At 69.0% G+C, this 23,904-nt stretch carries 21 protein-coding genes, 1 pseudogene and 1 riboswitch; of the genes and pseudogenes, 14 read left to right on the top strand and 8 right to left on the bottom strand.

Going from position 1 to position 23,904, the window contains the following annotated elements:
- Positions 1–28: 28 nt before the first annotated feature.
- From ACFFIO_RS16895 to ACFFIO_RS16855, 9 genes and pseudogenes are all read left to right on the top strand, one after another.
- Positions 29–1,051 carry an ABC transporter substrate-binding protein gene (locus ACFFIO_RS16895; RefSeq protein WP_378043657.1) on the top strand — a complete coding sequence of 341 codons (1,023 nt, stop codon included), beginning with the start codon at positions 29–31 and terminating at the stop codon, positions 1,049–1,051.
- Positions 1,051–2,250 (top strand): LLM class flavin-dependent oxidoreductase, encoded by a 1,200-nt coding sequence (locus tag ACFFIO_RS16890; protein ID WP_378043655.1) that lies wholly within the window; start codon positions 1,051–1,053, stop codon positions 2,248–2,250. The genes ACFFIO_RS16895 and ACFFIO_RS16890 overlap by 1 nt, the downstream gene beginning before the upstream one ends.
- Positions 2,247–3,401 carry an LLM class flavin-dependent oxidoreductase gene (locus tag ACFFIO_RS16885; RefSeq protein ID WP_260062649.1) on the top strand — a complete coding sequence of 385 codons (1,155 nt, stop codon included), beginning with the start codon at positions 2,247–2,249 and terminating at the stop codon, positions 3,399–3,401. Before ACFFIO_RS16890 ends, ACFFIO_RS16885 begins: the two co-directional genes overlap by 4 nt.
- 62 nt (positions 3,402–3,463) lie before the next feature.
- Entirely contained in the window at positions 3,464–4,966 is a 1,503-nt protein-coding gene (locus ACFFIO_RS16880; protein WP_378043653.1) for an NtaA/DmoA family FMN-dependent monooxygenase, read from the top strand.
- A 10-nt stretch (positions 4,967–4,976) separates the two neighbouring features.
- Positions 4,977–5,981: an ABC transporter substrate-binding protein gene (locus ACFFIO_RS16875; RefSeq protein WP_378043651.1), complete on the top strand. Its 1,005-nt coding sequence runs from the start codon at positions 4,977–4,979 to the stop codon at positions 5,979–5,981.
- A 152-nt stretch (positions 5,982–6,133) separates the two neighbouring features.
- A riboswitch (SAM riboswitch) is annotated at positions 6,134–6,246 on the top strand.
- Positions 6,247–6,251: 5 nt separating this feature from the next.
- A complete protein-coding gene (locus ACFFIO_RS16870) occupies positions 6,252–7,556 on the top strand; it encodes an O-acetylhomoserine aminocarboxypropyltransferase/cysteine synthase family protein (RefSeq protein WP_378043650.1) in 1,305 nt (434 codons plus the stop codon).
- Position 7,557: 1 nt separating this feature from the next.
- A pseudogene (locus ACFFIO_RS16865) lies at positions 7,558–8,740 on the top strand (cystathionine gamma-synthase); the annotation flags it as partial.
- Positions 8,741–8,844: 104 nt separating this feature from the next.
- Positions 8,845–9,843 (top strand): DUF1852 domain-containing protein, encoded by a 999-nt coding sequence (locus ACFFIO_RS16860; RefSeq protein ID WP_378043681.1) that lies wholly within the window; start codon positions 8,845–8,847, stop codon positions 9,841–9,843.
- 25 nt (positions 9,844–9,868) lie between these two features.
- Positions 9,869–10,936, top strand: coding sequence for a methionine synthase (locus ACFFIO_RS16855; RefSeq protein ID WP_378043648.1), 1,068 nt, complete (start codon positions 9,869–9,871; stop codon positions 10,934–10,936).
- A gap of 123 nt (positions 10,937–11,059) precedes the next feature.
- Here ACFFIO_RS16855 and ACFFIO_RS16850 read toward each other — a convergent pair whose 3' ends face one another.
- Together ACFFIO_RS16850 and ACFFIO_RS16845 are read right to left on the bottom strand one after the other, a co-directional pair.
- Positions 11,060–13,657: an ATP-dependent Clp protease ATP-binding subunit gene (locus tag ACFFIO_RS16850; RefSeq protein WP_378043646.1), complete on the bottom strand. Its 2,598-nt coding sequence runs from the start codon at positions 13,655–13,657 to the stop codon at positions 11,060–11,062.
- 138 nt (positions 13,658–13,795) lie between these two features.
- Positions 13,796–14,542 carry a DUF3592 domain-containing protein gene (locus tag ACFFIO_RS16845; protein WP_378043644.1) on the bottom strand — a complete coding sequence of 249 codons (747 nt, stop codon included), beginning with the start codon at positions 14,540–14,542 and terminating at the stop codon, positions 13,796–13,798.
- Between the two features lie 281 nt (positions 14,543–14,823).
- Here ACFFIO_RS16845 and ACFFIO_RS16840 point away from each other — a divergent pair, with 281 nt between their 5' ends.
- Positions 14,824–15,027 carry a cold-shock protein gene (locus tag ACFFIO_RS16840; protein ID WP_115932196.1) on the top strand — a complete coding sequence of 68 codons (204 nt, stop codon included), beginning with the start codon at positions 14,824–14,826 and terminating at the stop codon, positions 15,025–15,027.
- Positions 15,028–15,148: 121 nt separating this feature from the next.
- On the opposite strand, the gene ACFFIO_RS16835 is transcribed toward ACFFIO_RS16840, so the two are convergent.
- The gene (locus ACFFIO_RS16835) at positions 15,149–15,901 is read right to left on the bottom strand and encodes an OBAP family protein (RefSeq protein WP_378043642.1); all 753 of its coding nucleotides are present in this window, start codon (positions 15,899–15,901) and stop codon (positions 15,149–15,151) included.
- 150 nt (positions 15,902–16,051) lie between these two features.
- On the opposite strand from ACFFIO_RS16835, the gene ACFFIO_RS16830 reads away from it, so the two are divergent.
- Together ACFFIO_RS16830 and ACFFIO_RS16825 are read left to right on the top strand one after the other, a co-directional pair.
- Complete coding sequence (locus tag ACFFIO_RS16830; protein WP_378043640.1) at positions 16,052–16,369, top strand: hypothetical protein; 318 nt, start codon at positions 16,052–16,054, stop codon at positions 16,367–16,369.
- A gap of 75 nt (positions 16,370–16,444) precedes the next feature.
- A complete protein-coding gene (locus ACFFIO_RS16825; protein WP_378043638.1) occupies positions 16,445–18,085 on the top strand; it encodes a phosphodiester glycosidase family protein in 1,641 nt (546 codons plus the stop codon).
- Positions 18,086–18,109: 24 nt separating this feature from the next.
- On the opposite strand, the gene ACFFIO_RS16820 is transcribed toward ACFFIO_RS16825, so the two are convergent.
- A complete protein-coding gene (locus ACFFIO_RS16820) occupies positions 18,110–19,705 on the bottom strand; it encodes a M20/M25/M40 family metallo-hydrolase (RefSeq protein WP_378043637.1) in 1,596 nt (531 codons plus the stop codon).
- A 263-nt stretch (positions 19,706–19,968) separates the two neighbouring features.
- On the opposite strand from ACFFIO_RS16820, the gene ACFFIO_RS16815 reads away from it, so the two are divergent.
- Positions 19,969–20,565, top strand: coding sequence for a YdeI/OmpD-associated family protein (locus tag ACFFIO_RS16815; RefSeq protein WP_378043635.1), 597 nt, complete (start codon positions 19,969–19,971; stop codon positions 20,563–20,565).
- A 110-nt stretch (positions 20,566–20,675) separates the two neighbouring features.
- Here the strand turns inward: ACFFIO_RS16815 and ACFFIO_RS16810 are convergent, their stop codons facing one another.
- The 4 genes from ACFFIO_RS16810 to ACFFIO_RS16795 form a co-directional block, all read right to left on the bottom strand.
- Positions 20,676–21,188, bottom strand: coding sequence for a hypothetical protein (locus ACFFIO_RS16810; RefSeq protein ID WP_378043633.1), 513 nt, complete (start codon positions 21,186–21,188; stop codon positions 20,676–20,678).
- 188 nt (positions 21,189–21,376) lie between these two features.
- Positions 21,377–21,862, bottom strand: a complete 486-nt coding sequence (locus tag ACFFIO_RS16805) for a glutathione peroxidase (RefSeq protein ID WP_378043631.1) — start codon at positions 21,860–21,862, stop codon at positions 21,377–21,379.
- The gene (locus tag ACFFIO_RS16800; protein ID WP_378043629.1) at positions 21,862–22,284 is read right to left on the bottom strand and encodes an organic hydroperoxide resistance protein; all 423 of its coding nucleotides are present in this window, start codon (positions 22,282–22,284) and stop codon (positions 21,862–21,864) included. The genes ACFFIO_RS16805 and ACFFIO_RS16800 overlap by 1 nt, the downstream gene beginning before the upstream one ends.
- Before the next feature lie 32 nt (positions 22,285–22,316).
- Positions 22,317–22,757 (bottom strand): MarR family winged helix-turn-helix transcriptional regulator, encoded by a 441-nt coding sequence (locus ACFFIO_RS16795; protein ID WP_378043627.1) that lies wholly within the window; start codon positions 22,755–22,757, stop codon positions 22,317–22,319.
- Between the two features lie 178 nt (positions 22,758–22,935).
- On the opposite strand from ACFFIO_RS16795, the gene ACFFIO_RS16790 reads away from it, so the two are divergent.
- Entirely contained in the window at positions 22,936–23,895 is a 960-nt protein-coding gene (locus ACFFIO_RS16790; protein ID WP_378043625.1) for a zinc-binding dehydrogenase, read from the top strand.
- Positions 23,896–23,904: the final 9 nt, after the last annotated feature.

The raw sequence follows: 23,904 nt of genomic DNA, 5'->3' as shown, positions 1-23,904 counted from the left end.
CCGCATCGACAGAACCAGGACCATCGAGATGAACACCCTCCACCGACATCCCGCCCACCGCCTCGCGGCCACGACGGCCACGGCCGCCGTCGCGCTGCTGGCCCTGGCCGGCTGCTCCGACCCGGTCGCGGGGCAAGCCGGCGCCGCCCCGTCCGCGACCGCGACGGGGGCCGGCGCCGGGGCACTGACCGGGGCCAATGGCATCGTGTACGACGCGAGCCCCGAGCAGGAGGGGCGGATCCGCGTCGAGGCGGACCCTGAACTGGCCGCTCTCGTGCCCGAGGACATCGCTGCGGACGGCAAGCTCACGGTGGGATCCACCGGGGGTTCGGTGCCGCTGGCCTTCCACGCCACGGATGACCGGACCGTGGTCGGGACGGAGATCGACATCGCTCAGCTCGTGGCCGACAAGCTCGGGCTGGAACTGGACCTGAAGACCACGTCCTGGGAGAACTGGCCCCTGAAGACGGAATCCGGAGAGTACGAGGCCGTGTTCTCCAACGTCGGCATCAACGACGAACGGGCCCAGAAGTTCGACTTCGCCCCCTACCGCGCGGCCTACATGGGCTTCGAGGCGAAGGCGGAGTCCGAGGTCACTGTCGACGGGGCCGAGGACATCTCCGGCCTGAAGGTCGCCGTGGGCTCGGGCACCAACCAGGAGAAGATCCTGCTGGCCTGGAACGAAGAGCTCGAGGCCGACGGCAAGGCCCTCGCCGAGCTGCAGTACTACGCGGCGGAGGCAGACACCATCCTGGCGCTGGCCTCCGGGCGCATCGACCTGAACTTCGCCCCGTATCCGAGCACGGTCTACCGCGAGAACACCCGGGACGACCTCAAGGTCGTCGGCAAGGTCAACGCCGGATGGCCCTCCGAGACCCTGGTTGCCGCCACGACCCTGCGCGGCAGCGGCCTGGCCGAGCCGGTCAGCGCGGCCATCAACTCCGCGATCAAGGACGGCAGCTATGCCGAGGTCCTGGAACGCTGGGGCCTGACCGAGGAAGCCGTGCCCGAGTCCGAGGTCGTCACCGCAGAGACCATCGAGGCCCCCTGATGCGCTTCCAGGTCCTGGACATCATCCCGCACCAGCGCAACCCCCTGACCGGGGAGATGGTCTCCACCGCCGATCGGCTCGAGCAGGTCATCGAGACCGCCCGCCGGGCCGAGGAACTCGGCTACGACGCCTTTGCCGTGGGGGAGCGGCATGCCGGGGAGTTCATCTCCTCCTCGCCGACCACCGTGCTGGCGGCCATCGCCGCGAGCACCTCCCGCATCCGCCTGCAGTCCGGCGTGACGGTGCTGTCCGTGCTGGACCCGGTGCGGGTCGCGGAGGACTACGCCACCATCGACCAGTTGTCCCGGGGCCGGCTGGAGCTGACGATCGGCAAGGGCAACGAGGTGCTGCAGTACCCGCTGTTCGGCCTCGACCTGGCCGACCAGTGGGACCTGCTGGCCGAGAAGTACGCACTGCTGCGCCGGCTCTGGGACGAGGAGGACGTCACCTGGTCCGGCCGGTTCCGCTCGGCGCTCAGTGAGCCCACCACGACGACGCCGCGCCCCTTCGCCGGTACCCCGCGGGTCTGGCACGGCTCGGCGACGTCCCTGGCCTCGGCGGAGCTGGCCGGCCGCTGGGGGGATCCGCTGTTCACCGCGAACGCGATCCAGCCGCGGGAGAACTACCGGGTGCTGATCGAGCACTACGTGCGCAGTTACGACGAGGCCGGCCACGATCCTCGGCACCGGTACATCGGCTCGGGTTCCGGGGCGGGCGGGGTGTTCATCGCGGACACCACCGCCGAGGCCAAGCGGCGCTTCGGCCCGGTGTACGAAGCCCTGACGGCCGGCCGCAACGTACCGGGCAACAACAGCCCCTTCCGGGACATCGACCACGCCGTCTCGCACGGTCCGGCCCTGGTGGGCAGCCCCGAGGACGTGGCCCGGAAGATCCTCGACTACCACGTGGCGTACGGGCACGACCTGCAGTCCGTCTCCCTGCCCACGACGCTGCCCTTCGCCGAGCAGCTCGAGGTCCTCGAGCGCTTCGCCACCGAGGTCATCCCGCTCGTGCGCCACGCCGCGCCCACCACCCTCTGGGGTCCCGAGGATCCCTTCGGTGCCCGGACCGAGGGCGTGGCACCGATCAGCACCGCCCCCACCACACCGGGCAGCGCCGTCCACGGCGCACATCCCAGCGCACCGACCAGCAGCGATCACCGGGCGGAACCCGTGCCCGCCGGATGGAGGACACCATGACCAGCAGTACCAGCAGCACCAGCAGCGACCTGTCCCGTGGCGGCCGCGGCATCCTGGCCCTGGAGGTGGACGGCGACGGCGCCCACCCGGCCGCGTGGCGCGTCACCGGCCGGGCTCCCGCCGAGGTCCTGACCGGGGAGCGCACGGTGCAGGCCGTCCGTGACGCCGAGATCGCCGGCTTCCACGCCGTGACCTTCGGCGACGGCCGGCTGGCTCCGACGCACGGCCCGGCGGCGCGCCTGGACGCGGTCCAGCGGGCGGCCTACGCCGCGCCGGCGACCCGGTCGATCGGCCTGGTCCCGGTCGTGGACGCCGTCTACACCGAGCCGTTCCATGTGGCCACCCAGTTGGCGTCCCTGGACTACGTCTCCTCGGGCCGGGCTGGTTGGATCGTGTCCGCCCGCGGACTCGCTGAGGAGGGGGCCGCCGTCGGGAGGGACCCGGTGCCGGAGGCGGAGCTGGGCGGTGAGGCGGCCGACGTCGTGGCCGCGAACCGTCGGCTCTGGGACACCTGGGAGGATGACGCGGTCATCCGGGACCGGTGCACCGGGCGGTACATCGACCGGGACAAGGTCCACTACGCCGACGTGACGGCGAAGCGGTTCTCGGTGAAGGGGCCGTCGATCATCCCGCGACCCCTGCAGGGACAACTGCCCGTGTGGACGCCGACGCAGCTGCTGGACCGCTCCGGGGCCGGCGACGGCCTGCGCCTGGACGGCGGCCACGGGACCGACGCCGTGCTCGTCACCGCCGCCGACCTCGAGGCCCTGCTGGCCGAGGCCTCCGCCCGGTCCGTCGGGGGCCTGGACGCGGACACGGTCGTGGCGGAACTGACGGTGGTGCTCGACGCGCGCGGCCAGACAGCACAGGAACGCTGGGTCGAGCTCGAGACCTGGGAGGCCGCCCCCGCCGGACCGGCACGGTTCGCCGGGACCGCCGCGCAACTGACCGACTACCTCACCGAGCTGCTGTCCGTGGCCGGCGGGGTGCGGATCCACCCGGCGGTCCTGGACACTGACGCCGCCGAACTGTCCCACCGGGTGCTCCCGGAACTGCGCCGGGCCGGGATCCTCGCCCCCGTGGGGCCGGGCCGCACCTTCCGCCAGACCCTGGGCCTGGCGCGCCCCGCGAGCCGCTTCGCCACCGCCTGAGGCGCGCAAGCCCGAACAGCCCGACGAACCCGGACGATTCGACAAGACCAGGAGTCCTTCACATGTCAGCCCCCGTTGCACCCACCTCACCAGCCCGGCCCTCCCGGCAACTCCAGTTCGGCGTCTTCTTCCAGGGGGTGAACTCCTCCACCGTCTGGAACGTCCCCGAGGCCGGCTCACAGACTGACTTCGAGTCCTTCCGTCGCCTGGCCCAGACCGCCGAGCGGGGCCTGTTCGCCGCCTTCTTCCTCGGGGAGGGACTGCGGCTGCGCGAACACCTCGGGCACGTTCACGACCTCGACGTGGTCGGTCGGCCGGACGCACAGACCATGCTCGCGGCCCTGGCACGGGTCACCACGAGGATCGGGCTGGTGGCCACGCAGAACACCACCTACAACGACCCCGCGGACCTGGCCCACCGGTTGCACTCCCTGGACCTCATCTCCGGGGGACGGGCGGCCTGGAACATCGTCACCACCGACAACGAGTGGACCGGGGAGAACTTCCGCCGCGGTGGCTACTTGGACCATGCCGACCGGTACACCCATGCCGAGGCCTTCGTGCAGACCGCCAAGCGCGTCTGGTCCTCCTGGGGTGCGGACGCCATCGCAGCCGACGGACGGGCGCCGCAGTGGCTGGACCGGCAGGGGATCGGCCCGGTCCACCACGAGGGTGAGCACTACACGGTGCATTACATCTCCCGGTTGCCGCGCAGCCCCCAGGGCAGGCCGGTGCTGTTCCAGGCGGGGGACTCGCCGACCGGCCGGGACTTCGCCGCCCGCCAGGCCGACGTCGTCTTCTCCGCCCACAACGCCCTCGACGACGCCCTGGCGTTCCGGAAGGACATCACCGAGCGCACGGTGGAGGCCGGGCGGCCGGCCGACGCGGTGAAGATCATGCCCGGCACCGAGTTCGTCCTCGCCCCGACCCCCCGGGAGGCGGAGGAGAAGCTGGAGTGGGTGCGCAGCCACCAGATCGGTCCGCAGCAGGCGATCGCCTATCTCGAGCAGTTTTGGGGCCGGGCCTTGGACGGCGTCGATCCCGAGGGGCCGCTGCCGGACATCGCACCGGCCGTGGACGAGACCGATGTGACCCGGGGCAGCGGTTTCCAGGGTGCCAAGGCCGCGGAGCTGACCGCGGCGTGGCGGCGCGAGGCCGCCGAGAAGGGCCAGAACATCCTGCAGTTCGTCCGTGAGCGCTCGTCCCGGGGCGCCTCCCGGACGTTCTCCGGGTCCTACGCCGACGTCGCCGACCGGCTGGCCGAGTACTCCCGGCTCGGCGCCGTGGACGGGTTCAACATCACCCCGTGGCTGATCCCGTCCGGGCTCGACGACATCGTCAACCACCTCGTCCCCGAGCTGCAGGAGCGCGGGGTCTACCCGACCGAGTACTCCGGGGACACCCTGCGCGAGCACCTGGGCCTGGACTGGCCCGACGACGAGGGCGCGGGCGCAGGAGTTGCGGACGGCACGGACAGCGTGGACAGTGCGGGCGCCGCCATCGGGGACCGCGCAACCCGCGAAGACCACGACGCCGGCCGGGCACCCCAGCCGGCCATCACCTGAGAGGACCCCCATGACCACCACCCTGCGCACCGTCCCGCGGCCCCGGGGCCGCCACCGGAGTCTCACCGCACTCACCGCCACCGGACTGGCCGCCCTGCTCGGGTTGACCGCCTGCTCCGACCCCGGCAGCAGCGCCACTGCCGGTGCCGCCGAGGTCGATACCGGCGGCGGCACCACGGTGGACCTGTCCCCGGACCGCGAACGCCCCGAGGCCACCGCATCCGAGAAGGCGGCCGCCCTGGTCCCGGAGCAGGTGTCGGCCGACGGCAAGCTCACGGTCGCCACCGTCCCCTACTCCGCCCCGCTGTCGGTATATGCCACGGACAACACCACGCCCGTCGGCAGCGACCCAGACATCGCCTCCGCTCTCGCCGACTCCCTCGGCCTGGAACTGGACCTGGTCCCGGTCGCCTGGGAGGACTGGCCCCTGGGCCTGGAGTCCGGCAAGTACGAGGCCGTCATCTCCAACGTCACGGTGACGGACGAACGGAAGAAGAAGTACGACATGGCCAGCTACCGCGAGGACAAGCTGGGGTTCTACGTGAAGGCCGACTCGGACCACCAGGAGATCACCACGGCCGAGGATGTGGCGGGCCTGAGCGTCATCGTCGGTTCCGGCACCAACCAGGAGAAGGTCCTGCTCGAGTGGGACCGGCAGAACCGTCAGGCGGACCTGGACCCGGTCGATCTGCAGTACTACGAGGACGACTCCGCTGCCGGACTCGCGCTGCAGGCCGGACGGGCCGACGCGAACTTCGGCCCCAACGCCACCGGCGCCTACAAGGCCGCCCAGACCGGTCAGACCCGGCTGGTCGGCCTGGTGGCCGGTGGCTGGCCGGACACCGCGCACATCTCGGTGGCCGTGCGGAAGGACACCGGTCTGGGCGAGGCCGCCCAGGCCGGGCTCGACCACCTCATCCAGACCGGGGTGTACGGAGAGATCCTTCAGGGGTGGGGACTGACCGAGGAGGGCATCGAGGCCTCCGTGCTGAACCCGCCCGGGCTGAAGGACTGATCGTCACAACCTGTCACAAACCCGGCCCGACGTCGGCGGACGTAGCCGGGCGCGACCGTCCGGCCCGACGATGTCCGGGCGTTCAGCAATGTGAAGCACCGTCCGCCCCGCGCTGGACTCCGGCGGGGTCCATCGAGTGGGATGGGCCCACCACACCATCCAGAGCGGCCGAGAGATCTGGCTCGACGACGCCGCAGCAACCATCCAGCCGAGTCCGGGACACCGGATCCGGCGGGCACGGTGCTACCGCCAGGACCGATGGAGGATTGAATGAATCACCACGCCACGGAACAGATCCACGCCGGCTACGAGCCGGAGGCCCCCTACTGGCCGGTGGCCGTGCCCATCCACCAGACGGCGGCCTACCGCTTCCCCGACCACGCCACGGCCGCCTCGATGTTCCGGCTGGAGATCCCGGGGTTCACCTACAGCCGGACAGGCAACCCGACCGTCGCCGTCTTCGAGAACCGGCTGGCGGCCCTGGAGGGAGGGATCGGGGCCATCGGCACGGCCACGGGCCAGGCCGCCGTCGCGCTGTCCCTGTTGACCCTGCTCCACGGCGGGAAGCACCTGATCGCCTCCAGCCAGCTCTACGGCGGGACGGTCGACCTGCTGACGGACACCTTCGCCGACTTCGGCATCGAGACGACCTTCGCCGACCCGGCCGACCCGGCGGCCTGGGCCGCGGCGATCCGCCCGGACACCCGCGCGTTCTTCCTGGAGTCCATCACCAATCCGCTGGCCACCCTGCCGAACTTGCGGGCGCTGGCGGACATCGCCCACGCCTCCGGGGTCCCGGTCGTGGTGGACAGCACCTTGGCGACGCCGGCCCTGTACCGGCCGCTGGAACACGGCGCCGACGTGGTGGTGCACTCCGCCACCAAGTTCCTCGGCGGCCACGGAGCCGTGCTGGGCGGGGCGATCATCGACGGCGGCACCTTCGACTTCGGCGCCGCACCGGACCGCTGGCCGCAACTGGCCCGGCCCAGGGCCCGCTACGGCGGACAGGCCCTCACGGAGCGGCACGGTCGCGGCGCCTACCTCGCGCTGGCCCGCAGCAAGTTCCTGCACGACCTGGGCCCTTCGCTGGCCCCGGCCAGCGCCGCCCAGTTCATCCAGGGGCTGGAGACCCTCACAGTCCGCATCGCACGGCACGGGACCACCGCGCACGCCGTGGCGGAGCACCTGGCCGGGCATCCCGCCGTCGGGCGCGTCCACCACCCGGCGATTACCGGACATCCCAGTGCTGCGGTCGCGGCGCGGGACTTCCCGCTCGGCACGGGCTCGGTGTTCTCCTTCGACCTGGCCGCGGGCCCCGAGGCCGTCGGCCCGTTCATCGACGCCCTGGAACTGTTCCAGCTCGTGGCCAACGTCGGGGACGTGCGCTCCCTGGTCAGCCACCCGGCGACGATGACGCACTGCCGGCTCAGCCCGGCCCAGCGCCACGCCGCGGGGATCGCCGAGACCACGGTCCGGCTGTCCATCGGCCTGGAGTGTCCGGAGGACCTGATCGCCGACCTCGACCGTGCGCTGGCGGTCGTGCCGGCGTCCGCCCTGACCGGGAGGGCCCGCTGAGATGAGCATCCTTCCCGACACCGCGCGGACCACCCGCCGGGGATTCAACACGACGGCGGTGCACGCCGGCCAGCAGCCGGACCCGCTGACCGGGGCGGTCGTGCCGCCCATCTACCAGACCAGCACCTTCGTGCAGGACGGCATCAACGTGCTGCGCGGCGGCCACGAGTACAGCCGCGGGTCCAACCCCACGCGCAACGGATTCGAGACGCAGTTGGCGGCCCTGGAGCACGGGGTGCGGGCCTTCGCGTTCGCCTCGGGACTGGCCGCCGAGGACGCCCTGCTGCGCTCGGTGCTGCGCCCGGGGGACCATATCGTCCTGGGCGGGGACGGCTACGGCGGCACGAACCGGCTGATCAACAACGTCCTCGGACCCTGGGGCCTGCAGAACACGCCCGTGGACATCACCGAGCCCGCGGCGGTCGCGGCGGCGGTGCGACCGGGGGCCACCGCCGTGCTGTGGGTGGAGACCCCGTCGAACCCCCTGCTGGGCATCGCTGACCTGCCGGCCTGGGCGGAGATCGCACACCGGGCCGGCGCGCTGCTGGTGGTGGACAACACCTTCGCCTCGCCGTACCTGCAACGGCCGCTGGACCTCGGCGCCGATGCCGTGGTGCACTCCACGACCAAGTACATCGGCGGGCACTCGGACGTGTTGGGCGGAGCCGTGGTGGTGGCCGGCCGGGAGTTCCGCGGGCAGGAGCTGGCCGAGGCCGTCGGCTACCAGCAGTTCGCCGCCGGTGCCGTCGCCGGCCCGCAGGACAGCTACCTCGCCGCCCGCGGGCTGAAGACCCTGGGCCTGCGCATGGACCGGCACGGCGCGAATGCCGCGGAGCTCGCCGAGTGGCTGCAGGGCCATCCGGCGATCGCGCAGGTGTACTACCCCGGGTTACCGGACCATCCCGGCCATGGCCTGGCGAACCGGCAGATGGACGGCTACGGCGGGATCCTGTCCGTCCGGCTGGCCGGCGGCGAGGCCGCGGCCCGGGCCTTCGCGCAGTCCACGGAACTGTTCGCGCTGTCCGTCAGCCTTGGCGGGGTCGAGTCCCTGGTCTGCTACTGCTCGGAGATGACGCACGCCTCCGTGCAGGGCACGGCGCTGGAGGTGCCCGCCGACCTCGTCCGGTTGTCCGTGGGCGTCGAGGACGTGACCGACCTGCGGGCCGATCTCGAGGAGGCCCTGGACTGCGTGGGGCGCCTCGGGCGAGCAACACACCAGCAACAGCGAAGTGCGATTGAGATCAGCGCGGACGTGGGAAGTCGACCCACAGTCCAACGTGAGGAACTGATGCATCGGATCACCAGGACGAACGAATTCGCGTTCGATATCAGCACGACCCGCTTCGATGAGGAGTACTCCCCGTCCTCCACTTCTCGAGGCACGACGAACTTTGCGAATCTGGCCCGCGGCGAGAATCGTCAGCAGAACCTCCGCAACACCTTGTCGATGATCGATCATCGCTTCAATGACCTGGCGCACTGGGACAATCCGAGCCGAGACCGCTATGCCGTCGAGATTGAGATCGTCTCCGTCGATCTGCGCTTCGCCGCCAACGGCGAAGATGCGGTAATTCCCTTGATCGAGATCCTCGACGTGCGGATCCTCGACACGCTGTCCAACGTGCGTATCGACGGAATCGTGGGGAACAACTTCTCGTCGTATATCCGGGACTACGATTTCAGCGTATTGCTGCCGGAACACAACGCGAATGCGTCTCGGTCCAGCATCCCCAGCGACTTCGGCGAATTGCACGGGAAGCTCTTCAAGCACTTCCTCGACTCTGATGTCTACCAAGAGCGATTCTCACAGCCGCCCGTGATCTGCATCAGCGTTTCGAGCACCAAGACGTATCGTCGGCTCGAGAATCAGCATCCGATACTCGGGGCCGAATATCGGCAGGATGAACTCTCCTTGACTGATCGCTACTTCGAGAAAATGGGACTGCAGGTCCGCTACTTCATGCCCCGCGGCGCGGTCGCGCCCTTGGCCTTCTATTTCCGGGGCGATCTTCTCAATGACTATTCCAGTCTGGCGCTCATCGGACTCGTCAGCACGATGGAAGCGTTTCAGAAGATCTATCGCCCGGAGATCTACAACGCCAATTCGGCGGCTGGGCAGATCTACCGACCGAGCCTGGAGAATCGCGACTACTCGGTGACGCAGATTGCCTACGACCGCGAGGAGCGAAGTCAGCTGGCCCTCACGCAGGGGAAGTTCATGGAGGAGCACTTCGTGAAGCCACACCAGAGCGTTCTGGAGCAGTGGGCCGCGACCCACTGCCTCTGACCGGACGAGATACGGAGAATCACCGATGAACACACTGTTGCCCACCTCGATCGTCGGCAGCCTGCCCAAACCCTCCTGGCTCGCGGAGCGGGAGAAGCTGTGGTCGCCGTGGAAGCTGGACGGCGAGGAGCTGTGCGAGGGCAAGCGGGATGCACTGAGCCTGGCCGTCGACGAGCAGCGCCACGCGGGCCTCGACATCGTCAGCGACGGGGAACAGACTCGTCAGCACTTCGTCACCACGTTCATCGAACATCTCAACGGCGTCGATTTCGAGCAGCGTGAGACGGTGCGGATTCGTGATCGCTACGACGCGAGCGTCCCGACGGTCGTCGGCGCGGTGGGCCGTGAGAGATCGGTCTTCGTCGACGATGCGAAGTTCCTCCGCGCGCAGACGAGTCAGCCCATCAAGTGGACGCTCCCCGGTCCCATGACCATGATCGACACCCTCTACGACAAGCACTACAGGAGTCGCGAGAAGCTCGCCTGGGAGTTCGCGAAGATCCTCAATCAGGAGGCCAAAGAGCTGGAGGCGGCGGGCGTCGACATCATCCAGTTCGATGAGCCTGCCTTCAACGTGTTCTTCGACGAGATGAAAGAGTGGGGCGTGGCTGCACTGGAGCGCGCGGCCGAGGGATTGCGTAGCAAAACGGCCGTGCATATCTGCTACGGCTACGGCATCAAGGCCAATACCGATTGGAAGGCGACGCTCGGATCGGAGTGGCGCCAGTATGAGATGTCGTTCCCGCTGCTACAGCAGTCGACGATCGACTTGGTCTCCCTGGAACGCCACAACTCCCGCGTCCCGGTCGAGCTCATCGAGCTCCTTCGAGGCAAGGAGGTGATGGTCGGGGCCATCGACGTCGCCAGCGGCGCGATCGAAACCCCGGAGGAGGTGGCCAGCACCCTCCGGGAGGTGCTCCGGTTCGTCGATGCGGACAAGCTGTATCCGAGCACGAACTGCGGCATGGCGCCGCTGGCTCGACAGGTTGCGCGGGACAAGATGATCGCGCTCGCTACGGGCACGGAGATGATCCGAGCGGAACTCTCCGGAGCGAACCCCCTCGATGTGACGGCCAGCCGGGGCGTTCGCTGACGGAAGTCAACGAACGCCCCGGCCGGTTGGTTACGGGCACGCCCGCCGGTGACGACACCGGCGAGTTTCGACGCGGGGCGTGCTCGCAACGCATGGCTGTCAGCCACTCACGCCGGCAACCACTCAGGCCGCCAGCGCCTCCGGCACCTGAGCGGACCGCACCGGCCGCACCAACAGCTGCCCGTCGGCCACGGTCACCCGCACCGCGTCACCGTCAGCCACGGCCTCGGAGACCAGCAGGTCGGCCACCCGGTCGTCGAGCTCGCGCTGGATGACCCGGCGCAGCGGGCGGGCACCGTAGGCCGGCTCGTAGCCGGCCTCGGCGATCCAATCCCGGGCGGCGTCGTCCACCTCGAGGGCGATGCCCTGGGCGGCGAGCCGCTGCTCGGAATCGCCCAACTGCAGGCCAACGATCTGACGCAGCTCCGCGGCGGACAGTGGCGAGAACAGCACCGTGTCGTCGATCCGGTTGAGGAACTCCGGCCGCATGAACTCCTTGACCCGTCCCATCACCTTCTGACGGAGGTCCCGCCGCGCGGCCTCGGCGTCCGCCGAGACGAAGCCCAGCGGAGCCCCGCCGGAGGACATGAACTCGGAACCGAGGTTCGAGGTCATGATCAGCACCGTATTGCGGAAGTCCACGGTGCGGCCCTGGCCGTCGGTGAGGCGGCCGTCGTCGAGCACCTGCAGCAGCAGGTTGAACACGTCCGGGTGGGCCTTCTCGATCTCATCGAGCAGGATCACCGAGTACGGGCGGCGGCGGACCCGCTCGGTCAGCTGCCCGGCCTCGTCATAGCCCACGTAGCCCGGAGGGGCACCGACCAGGCGCGAGACCGTGTGGCGCTCGCCGAACTCGGACATGTCGAACCGGACCATCGCGTCCTCGTCGTCGAACAGCGACCCCGCCAGGGCCTTGGCCAGCTCGGTCTTGCCGACACCGGTGGGGCCCAGGAACAGGAAGCTGCCGACCGGGCGGGACGGATCGGCCATCCCGGTCCGGGACCGGCGGATGGACTTCGCGATCGCGGCGACCGCATCGTCCTGGCCGACCACCCGGGCATGGAGCTCGTCCTCCAGCCGCGCCAGGCGGGACTTTTCGGCCTCCGTCATCCGAGCGGCCGGGATACCGGTGGCACGGGAGACCATCTCGGCGATGGCGTCCTCGTCCACCACGGCGTCACTGTCCTCCGCGCCCCGCTCACGCCGGGCCGAGGCCTCGGCCAGCTGCTCGCTGATCTGGGCGACCTCGTCCCGCAGCTCGGTGGCGCGCTCGTAGTCCTCCGCGTTGACCGCCGCGTTCTTCTCGGCCTCCAACTCGGCGAGCTGGGACCGCAGCGCGTCCGTGTCCACAGCCGGGCCGGCGTCGTGCGGGCCCCGCTTCAGGGACAGCCGCGCCCCGGCCTGATCGATGAGGTCGATGGCCTTGTCCGGCAGGAACCGGTCGGCGATGTACCGGTCGGAGAGCACGACGGCGGCGCGCAGCGCCTCGTCCGTGTACGTCACCCGGTGGTGTTCCGCGTAGCGATCGGCCAGGCCGGTCAGGATCTGCACGGCGTCTTCCACGGAGGGCTCGCCGACGGTGACCGGCTGGAAGCGCCGCTCCAGGGCGGCGTCCTTCTCGATGGTGCGGTACTCCTTCAGCGTGGTGGCGCCGACCATGTGCAGGTCGCCGCGGGCCAGTCGGGGCTTGAGGATGTTGCCGGCGTCCATGCCACCGGACTCCCCGGAGCCGCCGGCGCCGACGATGGTGTGCAGCTCGTCGATGAAGACGATGGTGCTGCTGTCCTCGGCAAGCTCGTCCATGGCGCCGGTGAGCCGTTCCTCGAAGTCACCGCGGTAGCGGGTGCCCGCGACCATGCCGGCCAGGTCCAGGGCGATGACGCGCCGGCCCTGCAGCTGGGCGGGGACCTCGCCGTCGGCGATGGCCTGGGCCAGGCCCTCCACGATGGCGGTCTTGCCGACGCCGGCTTCACCGATCAGCACCGGGTTGTTCTTGGTGCGGCGGGCCAGCACCTCGATGGTCTGCTCGACCTCGTCCGCCCGGCCGATTACCGGATCCAGCCGGCCGGCCCTCGCCTCAGCGGTCAGGTCCCGGCCGAACTTCTCGAGGACGGAGCCCTCGGAGTCCTGTCCCGACGGTTGCTGGCCAGGCTGACCATTTTGTTGGTTCTGCTGGTGCTGCTGATTCATCTGCTGCTGGGCGGCGGACTGCAGGGACTGCGGGGTGACGCCCGCCTGGGTCAGGAGCTGGCCGGCGGGGGAGTCGTGGTTCAGCACGAAGGCGAAGAACATGTGCTCCGGATCGATGTAGGTGGAACCGAATCCGCGGGCCACCTGGTAGCCGTCCAGCAGTACCTTCTGGGCCGAGGCGTTCAGGGACGCGGTGGAGCTGGCGTCCTTCCGCTCGCTCGGGGCGGGCAGACGGTCGTCGACGGCGGCGATGAGGGTCTGCGGGTCGGCACCGGACTGGCGTACCGCGGTGTTGGCCGGGTCCTCGCCCAGCATGGTGCGGAGGATGTGCAGCGCGTCGACGTCGGTCTGGCCGCGTTCGGCGGCAAAAGTCGCGGCGGCGGCCAGGACGTCGTGGGTCCGCTTGCTGAGCAGGCGGGTGAGGTCGACGGGGCGTCCCTGCCGACCGACCCGCTGGCCCTGAAGGTAGCGGGTGAAGAAGTCGTCAAAGGAGTCGCCGTTGGAACCGGCGGGGCCGAAGAATGCGGGCAAAGTGTCCTCCCTGAGGTGTGTTTCCAGCGATAGTTGAGTGTGTTCAACTCAAGTAACGACGAGCGACGTCAGGATGTTCCCGGATCCGGGCTCAGGATCCAAAAACTTGAGCGGACTTGACTCAGGGAGGTTCAGGGGTCAGAGTTTGCGGGCTTCACGAACGTTGCGCGCGCCGGCGATGAACAGCACGAGGGGCAGGATCAGGAGGACGCCCGTGATGATCAGCACGATGGTGACTCCCCGAGGCAGTGAATCGGCATCCGCCTCCTTGTACTCGTGGACGAGGACGAATCGCTCGGGCTTCTCGGGGTCTGCATAGATCTGGAGTTCCTCTCCTGGAGTCCAAGCGGGGTCTGGATACTCCGCTGTGGACCAGATGGAACTGGTTTCGGTGCTGGACTCAGTGACTTCCCCCTGCATCACCTTGCCGTTGACGGTGTACTCAAGGGGTGCCGTCGTCCGCGTCGTATATTTCCGCCCGGAGTCGCGTGGTCGGCGCGTGGAATGCTCCACGGTCACGGGATCGACCACCACGCCGGTGGTTTCGATCCCTCCGGCCCTGAGTTGGGAGTATTCGAGCTGGCCTCCGTACTGCGCTGCGGCAAGGACGGCCCCGCCAATGAGGATGACGGCCGCCAGTGCCGCGGCGATCCAGCGGAAGACGCCGGTCCTGCGGGCGATGCGCTCGCTGTCCCAGCCTGGGGCGAAGTACCCGTTCCCCTGGCCGTCGTTGCGGTACCACCCGGTCGTGTTGCTCATCTCGAAGGCGAAGCGGCTCGTGGAGTGGCGGGGCGACTTCGTCCACCCCTCGGGAGGGGTGAAGGGCGCCGGAGTGTCTCCGGTCGGGGCCGGTGCGGACTCGTGGCGTTTGCTGCGTGCGATCACGGATTTGAGTGTAGATCCAGGTGGGGCCGCGAATCCCCGGGGTGCCGGAAGGCCCCGTTCTGCATGGCCGGGACAGCCGATGGTCCCCGTGGTTCCCAGAAGTGCTTTGATGCCGTACAGTTGCTTGCAGAAGTAGTTGTAGTAGATGCAGTAAGTCCGTCACCACTGCGGACCGGACGGCCTTCGGGTCGGATGGGGCGCTGGGGAAGCGGTATGTACACACCGCTTCGCCCCCGCTGGAAAAACTGGCGGGTTTAGCACCCTAAAGAAAAGAGGCCACCATGGCCACCGGTACAGTCAAGTGGTTCAACGCTGAAAAGGGCTTTGGTTTCATTGCCCCGGACGACAACTCCGCTGACATCTTCGTGCACTTCTCCGCCATCGACGGCGGCGGCTTCCGCGAACTTCAGGAGAACCAGAAGGTCGAGTTCGAGGCGACTCAGGGCGACAAGGGCATGCAGGCCTCGTCGGTCCGCCCCCTCTGATCTGATCAGACTCTAAAACGGCCGCTCACCCTCCGGGGTGGGCGGCCGTTTTGCTGTCTGCGCTATTCGGGGTGCTGGTTGAACCCCTGTTGTTGATAACCGGCTCCCCGGTCCCTGGTGGTTACCGCCGGAAGTCCATCTCCTCCAACCGGGTCTGCACCGTTCGGCCGCCTTCCCACGAGTTTGCGCCTGTGGCCACCTCCGGCGTCGGGATGTCCGCGCGGCTGGCGCGCTTGTGCGCCGTGGAGATGCCGAGCCGCCGGTCTCGGTTTCGGATGAGATCCTCATCGGCCTGCCCGTCCTGGGTGAGTCCCATCATCAGCTGCGGGATGCCGTAGGGGAAGTCGTCGCGATCGTACTGCCAGGTGTGGAACGTCTTGCCGTACGTCGTCACCAGATCGGTGAAGTAAGAATGCTCGGCCAGCTCCGGGACGCCGGGGGCAGCGAGCACGCCGGACTTCACCTCGTAGTGATGGCTGTGCCAGAGCCGCTTCTCATCCTCCGGCAGGCTGAGAAAGCGCTCCTCGGTGGTGATGTACTCGATCCCGATCAAGCGGGCATCGGGCGCGTTCCGGTCGAAGATCACGCACTGATGCAGATCATGGCGCAGATGGATGCAGAAGTGTGAGGCCTCTACCTGCCGACCCATCTCATCGGCGTACATGTGGAGGCCGTTGAGGTAGGTGCTCATCGCCTCCAGCGGATACTTCGGCTGGATCAGGCCGGAGGCCAGGTCCAGCACGCGGTGTTTCAGAGGATGGCCCTGGCCGACCTTGGCGGCGGTGACCACCTTGCGGCCGACGGCGGCACTGGCGGCAACCCCGAGTCCGGCGGCGAAGCCGAGGCCTATGGATTTCAGAGGTGTAGGTCCCATGGAGCCACCGTAGTGACCAGGACGCCGGAGCACACGGGTTCACTGCGCATTCGCTGTGGCCGTGACCGGACCGTGGTGGTGCTCGACGGCTACCGCCTTGGGACTGAACCAGGACGTGCAAACCTGCAGCTGACCGGACATGATGGAGCCATGGCTGACCACGACTTCATCATTCCCGCAGACCTGGCCCGCGCCGCCCGTGCCCTGACTCAGGTGTCCTACGCCGTGGTGGCCAAGGCAGCCGGCCTGGAGCCCGGTGACCTGCGGGCCTACGAGCGGGGCCACGGCACGCTGGACGCGGACGAGAGTCACCGGCTACGCAGGGCCTTGGAAGGGTTCGGCGCCCAGTTCATCGCCGAGGATGATCAGGCCGGCTACGGGGTCCGCCAGAAGTTCAACAGCGTGAAGGCCAAGCGCCTGGAGACGTGGGAGGGCGAGGGGGGACCCGCCTACGAGGACGACATCTGAACACTCGGCGACAGCTCGGCGAATTGACCCCAGTCACGGCCGGAGGCCGCCGCCCGGCAGGTCAGCATGGACACCGTGACCACCACAACTCGCCGCACCACTGCCCGTACCCTGGCTATCACCGCCCTCTCCTGCGCCCTGCTGACCACCGGCACTGTTGCCGGATCCGTCGCCGCCACCTCTGACCCATCCGCCGCCACCGCGGACGCCCCGGCCGCCGAGCGGGAGCCGGCGGCCGGCGTCGGGACCTTCCGATCTGCCGGCACTGAGCAGCGCCTGGCCCGCGGTGTCACCCACGAGTCCTTCACTCTGGGGAATCCCGGAGCCGAGTACTCGTGGACCGTGCAGGTGACGCTGCCGTCTGGTCAGGAGGGGGTGCGGGACTCGCAGGTCTCCCGCCGGAGCACGGCCCAGCGCGGGGCCGCCGAACTGCGGGAGGCGGGCTTGGATGCCCGCGCAGAGGCTGTGGTGGCTGACCGGCTGGCCGACTCCGGTGGCTACCTGGGGCACCGTGTCCGGGTGGGAGCATTCCTGACCGAGGCCGAGGCCGAGGCGACCCGATCAGAGCTGACGGCCCTCGGGTATTCCGGTGGCACCTGGTACGAGGGTTGGGACGGCGATCAGCCGTCAATCGGCCCCCGCAGCGGCCCCGTCAACGTGGACGTGCTGACCATCGACCCGCGCAGGTTCAAGGGCGAGGTGACCGGCACCTTCGGCGAGGACTTGGAGCGTACCGAGACCACCTCAGAGTTGGCCGACGGTGCCCTGGCCGGCGTCAACGCCGGGTTCTTCGTCTACGGGGAGCAGCACGGCGCCCCCGGAGACCCCGCCGGTGCAGCGGCGTACAACGGAGAGATCCTCAGTGAGACCGTGGGGGACCGCCCCAACCTGGTGATCGATCACCGCAGCGGCCGCGCCTCCAACCAGCGCCTCACCTGGGAGGGTCGCATCTCCTCAGGTCGCGAGGAGCTGGACCTGGACGGCATCAATCGCGTGCCCGGCAAGATCCGCAACTGCGGCGGCACCGATGACCTGCCCACGGAGGCCCCCAAGCATGATGTCACCTGCACCGATGCCGATGAGATCGTCGTGTTCACCGAGGAGTACGGGACGGCGACGCCGGGAGGGGACGGACTGGAGGTCGTCGTCGACCGCCGCGGCCGGGTCCAGGAGGTCAACCGGGAGCGGGGCACTGAACTGTCTGACGGGCAGTACTCCATCCAGGCCATCGGCGACGATACCGCGCATCTGGACGAGTTCGCCACCGAGGCCCGGCGGATCAAGCTCACGAACGAGTACCTTGACGAGCGCGGCAAGAAGCTGCGCATGACCCCGCACACCCAGGTGCTCAACGGGGGACCGAACCTACTGACTGACGGGGAGCGGGACATCACGGCGGCCCGCGACGGCATGGTCCACGCCGACAATCCGGGCCAGTTCTACGGCTGGACGCACCAGCGAAATCCGCGCACCATCGCCGGGATCGATGGCCGGGGCCGGCTCGTGCTCATCACCGCCGACGGCCGGCAGACCGACTCCGTGGGGCTGAGCATCTCCGAGGCGGCGGACCTCGCCGAGCGGCTGGGGCTGGTGGACGCCATCAACCTCGACGGCGGCGGGTCCACCGCCATGGTCGTGGACGGCGAGCTGGAGAACTCGCCTTCCGACGGCAGCGAACGTGCCGTGGGTGATGCCATCGTGATCCGGGAGCGCTGAGGGCGGCTGCCGGACCGGTAGGGCTCACCCCACCCGGAACCTCTCGAACACCGTGTACATGTAGTCCGTACCGGTCTTCAGCGCCTCCACGAAGATCCGCTCGTCGTCGCCATGCATCCCGATCAGCTGCTCGTTGGACAGCACATAGGGGTAGACGCCATAGCCGGGGATGCCCTGGGCGCGCCAGGGGGCCAGGGAGGTTCCGGCCTCGAACAGGGCCGGGGCGAAGACCGCATCCGGGTAGGTCGCCTCGGCTGCTCCGGACAGCGCGTGGAACAGATCGGTGTCGATGTCCGCCGGGGGAGTCGCCCACGTCTGGTCCAACTCGTTGAGGTAGTCCTCCTCGCTCGTCCCCTCAGGGGCGGCGATGCTGACCTCCACGTCCCGCCGGGCCAGCAAGGTTCGCACCTGTTCCAGGAAATCCCGGGGTTTCTGCCCTCCGGGCACCGCACGGCAGTTCAGCCGGGCCGTGGCGCTGGAGGGAATCACGTTCTCTTTGTACCCGGCCTCCTGGATCACGAAGGCGTGCGTGGTCCGCAGCAGGGCGCGGTGCAGATAGGGGTAGTCGGAGCGGGAGACCACGAGCTTCTCGGCTCGTTCCCGCATCTTGGCGGACCGTGCCGAGAGCAGCATCCGGATCGCCTGTGTGAAACGTCGGTCATCGGTGGATGCAGCCAGGGCCTTGAAGTACTCGCGGGTCACGTCCGTCAGATGGACGGGCGCCTCCCAGTCGCCCAGGTCGGCCAGCGCCCGGGACAGCGTGACCATCGCCGCGTCCGGCATCGGCTTGGATGAGTGGGTGGCGGTGCCATCCGCGGTGATGTCCAGGTTGAAGTAGACCTTGTCCTGGCGGGTGGCCGTGATGAGCATCGGGGTGGTCGCGTCTCCCTGGGCCAGGAACCAGCCGCCCTCGGTCAGGACCGAACCGGCGTTGATCTTGTCCCAGTGGTTCTCGGCCAGCCACCGGGAGCCGAAGGATCCGGCCTCCTCATCGCAGTCGGTGAGGACGATGATGTCCCGGTCGAAGCGTGCGCCCTCCTGCAGGTGGCGCAGCAGGGCGCTGATGCTCGCGGCGTTCGCGCCCTTCATGTCCAGGGCGCCGCGGCCGTACACCTCCCCGTCCCTCACCTCGCCGGAGAAGGGGTCCGCTGACCAGTTCTCCAGCTCTACGGGCACCACGTCCGAGTGTCCGAGCAGCAGCAGGGGCTCCGCGTCGCCGGTGCCGGCGACCCGGGCGATCAGGTGCACGTTGTCCGGTTGGGGCGTCTCGATGATCTCCGCATCCACGCCCGCCCGGTCCCAGACCGCTTTGAGCATTTCGGCGTGCGGCCGGGTCTTGCCGCCCTGCCCGGAGTTCTGGGTGTCGAACGAGAGCATGCGTTGCAGCAGGTTCAGCGGATCTCTGTCCTCGGCCGGAATGGTCACGGCGGCGTTGGCGCGGGAGCTGGAGGTCAGCCCCGTGAGTGCTCCGGTGCCGATGGCCGTCGCCCCGAAGGCGGCGGCGCCCACCCCTAAGAACGTACGACGCCGGATGGCCGGCTTGGGTGCGACGGTTGCCGTTGCGGTCGAGTCAGCGCCGGAGGTGGGAGTCGGGTCGAAGGATGCGGGTGATGGGCTCATGGTGTCTCCTCAGGGGTGGTGCAGAGGTGAGACGGTGAGGGATCAACACATGAGACGGATGTGGGATGAGTCACATCCTTGCATGACCTGCAGGGGGACTCAACGGGTACCTGTCAGCCGATGGTCCAGAGGGACTGCACGCTCGCTGGAGGAATACAGTGACGGTGATAGAGAGAAACCAGCTCCGGCAGAACCGGAGCTGCATTTCATGGATGCTTCAACTGTATGGGACGCCCGCGCCGGGCGGACCACAAAGGACCTACATGAAGAACACATCTGCAGCCGAGGAACCCGAGGTCCTGATCGTGGAGGACGTTGCGGCTTGGCGGGAGTGGTTGGATGCGCACGAGAAGAGTTCGGACGGCATCTGGCTGATGCTGGCCAAGAAGGGATCTACTTCCCCGACGTCGCTGACCTACCAGCAGGCCCTGCGGGAGGCGTTGTGCAGCGGCTGGATCGACGGCCAGTCCAAGTCCATCGATGCCACCACCTACCGCCAGCGGTACACGCCGCGCCGCAAGGCCTCGATGTGGTCCCAGCGCAACGTCACGCTCGTGGCCGAGCTGATCGAGCAGGGGCGGATGCGGCCCCGGGGGCAGGCCGAGATCGACCGGGCGAAGGCCGATGGCCGGTGGGACCGTGCCTACGCCGGCCCGGCCACGGCCGAGGTCCCCGAGGACTTGGCCTCCGCGCTCGTCGCGTCACCGACTGCTGCCGCCACCTTCGCCAGCCTCAACGGCCAGAACAGGTATGCCGTGCTGCACCGGATCCTCACCGCGCCGAGCCCGACGAGCCGGACCAATCGGTTGACCAAGCTGGTCGGCATGCTCGAACGCGGCGAGACGCCGTACCCGCAATAACGGCATGTCCTCGGCAAACGCTGCGGGAAGGGCCCCGCGGCATCTCCGGAGTGGCGGGCCAGCCGTCAGGGTGGTGATCAAGGCTTGAGGCGCCAGCGCCAGCGCCCGCGTCAGCGGGAAAGGCGGACGGTGCTCGTCAGGGTCGTCAGGCTGGGCTGGCGCGGGGTGGAACTGAAGCCGAATTCCGCCGGGGGGTCCAGGTCTGCCAGCCTGCCCAGGTCCTCTCCCGCCCAGGTGACGGTGGAGGCCGTGATCCGGTGCAGGTCGCGTGCGGCGTACCACTCGAGGCGGTCGTTCCCCGCGCTGCCCAGGGTCCGCACGCCGGGCAGGGCCCACCGGGCCACCCGGTCGGTGATCCGCGCCATGGTCAGGCTGCGGCCCACCGGTCCGGGAACGGCGCGCAGCGTGTGGCCCAGCGGCGTCCGGCCACCCACCTCGAAGGCCCACTCCAGGGGGCCGGCGGTGACGTGCCAGCGGGAGCTGGCGGCAGCGCCGGCGTCGGGCACCTGGACCTGGACCGGCACCTCGAGTACCTCGTCGAAGGTATAGGTGGCCGCCACGAACTCGGCCACCCAGGCGTCAGGGGCGAGCAGGATCCGGTGGCCGTCCGGGCGCTGGACCATCACGTCCGCGAAGGGCCCGTGCGGGGACGTCCTCCAGCACCCGAGCACCAGGCGGGTCCCCCCGTGGTGCCGACCCCGGCGATGTGGCCGGTGAAGCGCAGCCGCGCCTGCCCCTTCATGGGAGTCCTCTCACGGTCCGCTGTCGGCATATCTGCACGCACACCCGCACGCCCCGCCTTCTCACCCGATCACTGCTGGTCGAGTGCCGTCTCGATCGCGCCGCGCATCTTGTCCGGGGCGGTGGTCGATGCGAAGCGCTCGAGGACGGTCCCGTCCCGGCCGATCAGGAATTTGGTGAAGTTCCACTTGACAGCGCCGCCGAGCAGCCCCGAGGTCTCCTGCCGCAACCAGGCGAACAGCGGGTGCGCGCCGGAACCGTTGACCTCCACCTTGGCGAACATCGGGAAGTCGACGCCGTAGTTCAGCTGGCAGAACTCACTGGCCTCGGCATCCGTGCCCGGCTCCTGGTGGGCGAACTGGTTGCAGGGGAAGCCGAGTATCACCAGCCCGCGGTCCCGGTAGCCGGAGTAGAGCTCCTGCAGACCCTCGAACTGCGGGGTCAGGCCGCACTGGCTGGCCGTGTTGACCACGAGCACCACCTGCCCCGCATAGTCGGAGAGCGGCCGGTCCTCCCCGGTGGTTGTGCGCGCCGTGAAGTCGGAGAGCGAGGGCATCAGTCCTGCACCACGTTCACGGTGACGTCAATGTTCCCGCGGGTGGCATTGGAGTAGGGGCAGACCTGGTGTGCCTTGTCCGCCAGATCCTGCGCCTCGTCCCGAGGAAGGTCCGGGATGACCACCTCGAGGGTGACCTCCAGGCTGTAGCCGCCGTCGTCATTCGGGCCGATCCCCACGCGGGCACCGACGCTGGACTCGCCGAGGTCCTTCTTCGCCTGGCGGGCCACGCCCTGCAGGGCCGAATGGAAGCAGGCCGCGTAGCCGGCGGCAAAGAGTTGTTCCGGGTTGGCGCCGTCACCGGTGCCGCCCATCTCCTTCGGGGTGGCGAGGTCCAGGCTGATCGTGCCGTCGGCGGTCTGGGTGTGGCCGTTGCGGCCACCTCCGGTGGAGAGGGCTTCTGCGGTGTACACGGTCTTCATAGGGTCTCCTTGGGTTGAGGTTGAGGTTGAGGTCAGGCGTCCGAGCCGGCGAACCGGCGGGAGAGGTTCCGGAGGCTCATCAGGTCCTCCGGGGACAGTGTCACGGCGTCCTGCAGGCAGCGCTGGACCTCGGCTGCGCGCGAGCGGAGGGCATCACCCGCTGCGGTCAGGTGCACGGCGACCCGGCGTGCATCCGTTGACTGGCGCTCGCGGCTGATGAGACCGTGCTCGTCCAGGCGCCGCAAAAGGGGGGACAGCGTGCCGCTGTCCAGGTGCAGCCGATCGCCGAGGGCAGATACGGTCTGCCCGTCCTGCTCCCAGAGCACCAGCAGCACGAGGTACTGCGGGTAGGTCAGACCCAGATCGTCCAGCAGCGGGCGGTAGGCCTGCTGGGCCGCCCTGGCTGCCGCATACAGGGCGAAGCACACCTGATCCTCCAGATGGACGGTGGGTTCCTGGGAGGTGATGCTCATGGCGAAAGCATTGCGCACGATTCAATTGTGCGCAATAGGCTGGGTGCGGCAGCACTGCCCACCGGCCAGCGATGTGCAAAGGGTTGGACGTGCGCCAGCCACCACCGTGGCGCCGGGGCGGCCCCCGCCTCGTCACTCACCACCGATGCACCACAAACGCATCACAGAGAGGTTGAACATGAAGGCCTGGCAGTTCGTTGGTACCGACAAGCCCCTGGAACTCAATGATGTCGCGGAGCCGAAGGCGGGTCCCGGGCAGGTCGTCGTGGACGTCAAGGCGTCCGGCGTCTGCCACTCCGATGTCACCACGATCGATGACCCGGGCTGGATGGCCCTCTTCCAGCACGGCCTGCCCCGCACCATGGGTCACGAATCCGCCGGTGTGATCAGCGAGGTCGGCGAGGGCATGGATCACTGGAAGGTCGGGGACCGCGTGGGCCTCGCCCCGGTGATGTCCGATGGCGACGCCCTGGGCTACGGCAAGTGGGACGGCGGCTTCGCCCCCCGAATGCTTGCCACGGACGACAACCTGGTCGCCCTCCCGGACGAGGTCGCCTTCGACCTCGGGGCCATGGCCACCGACGCCGGCCTGACCTCCTACCACGCGATGATGGCCGTCGGCGGCGCGAAGAAGGGCATGAAGGTCGGCGTCATCGGCCTGGGCGGGCTGGGGTACATCGGGGCGCGCGCGGCGGCCCTGGTCGGCGCGGAGGTCTACGGGGCGGAGATCAATCCGGAGACCCAGAAGCTCGCCGACGAAATCGGTCTGGCCGGCGTGGCCGACTCGATCGACGCCTTCAAGGACCTGGGACTCGACCTGATCGTCGACTACGCCGGTTTCGGCACCACCACCTCGGCGGCCATCGAGACGCTGGCGGAGTTCGGCACCCTCGTCCAGGTCGGCATGGGCCGGCTCGAATCGACCATCAACACCTACCCGTTGATCGTCAACCAGCTGTCCATCAAGGGCTCCAAGTCCGGCACCAAGGAGGACCTGGCGGGTATCTACGAGCTGATGCGCTCCGGCCAGCTCAACCCGCCGATCAACCACATCACCCACGCCGACATCCCCGAGGCGATCGACAAGCTCCGCGTGGGCGGTGTGGTCGGCCGCTTCATCGCCATGTACGAGGGCTGAGGCGCGGCC

Origin of the sequence: Citricoccus parietis (assembly GCF_042433045.1) — a bacterium.
Taxonomy (GTDB): Bacteria; Actinomycetota; Actinomycetes; order Actinomycetales; family Micrococcaceae; genus Citricoccus; species Citricoccus parietis.
This window is presented reverse-complemented; position numbering and strand designations above follow the sequence as displayed.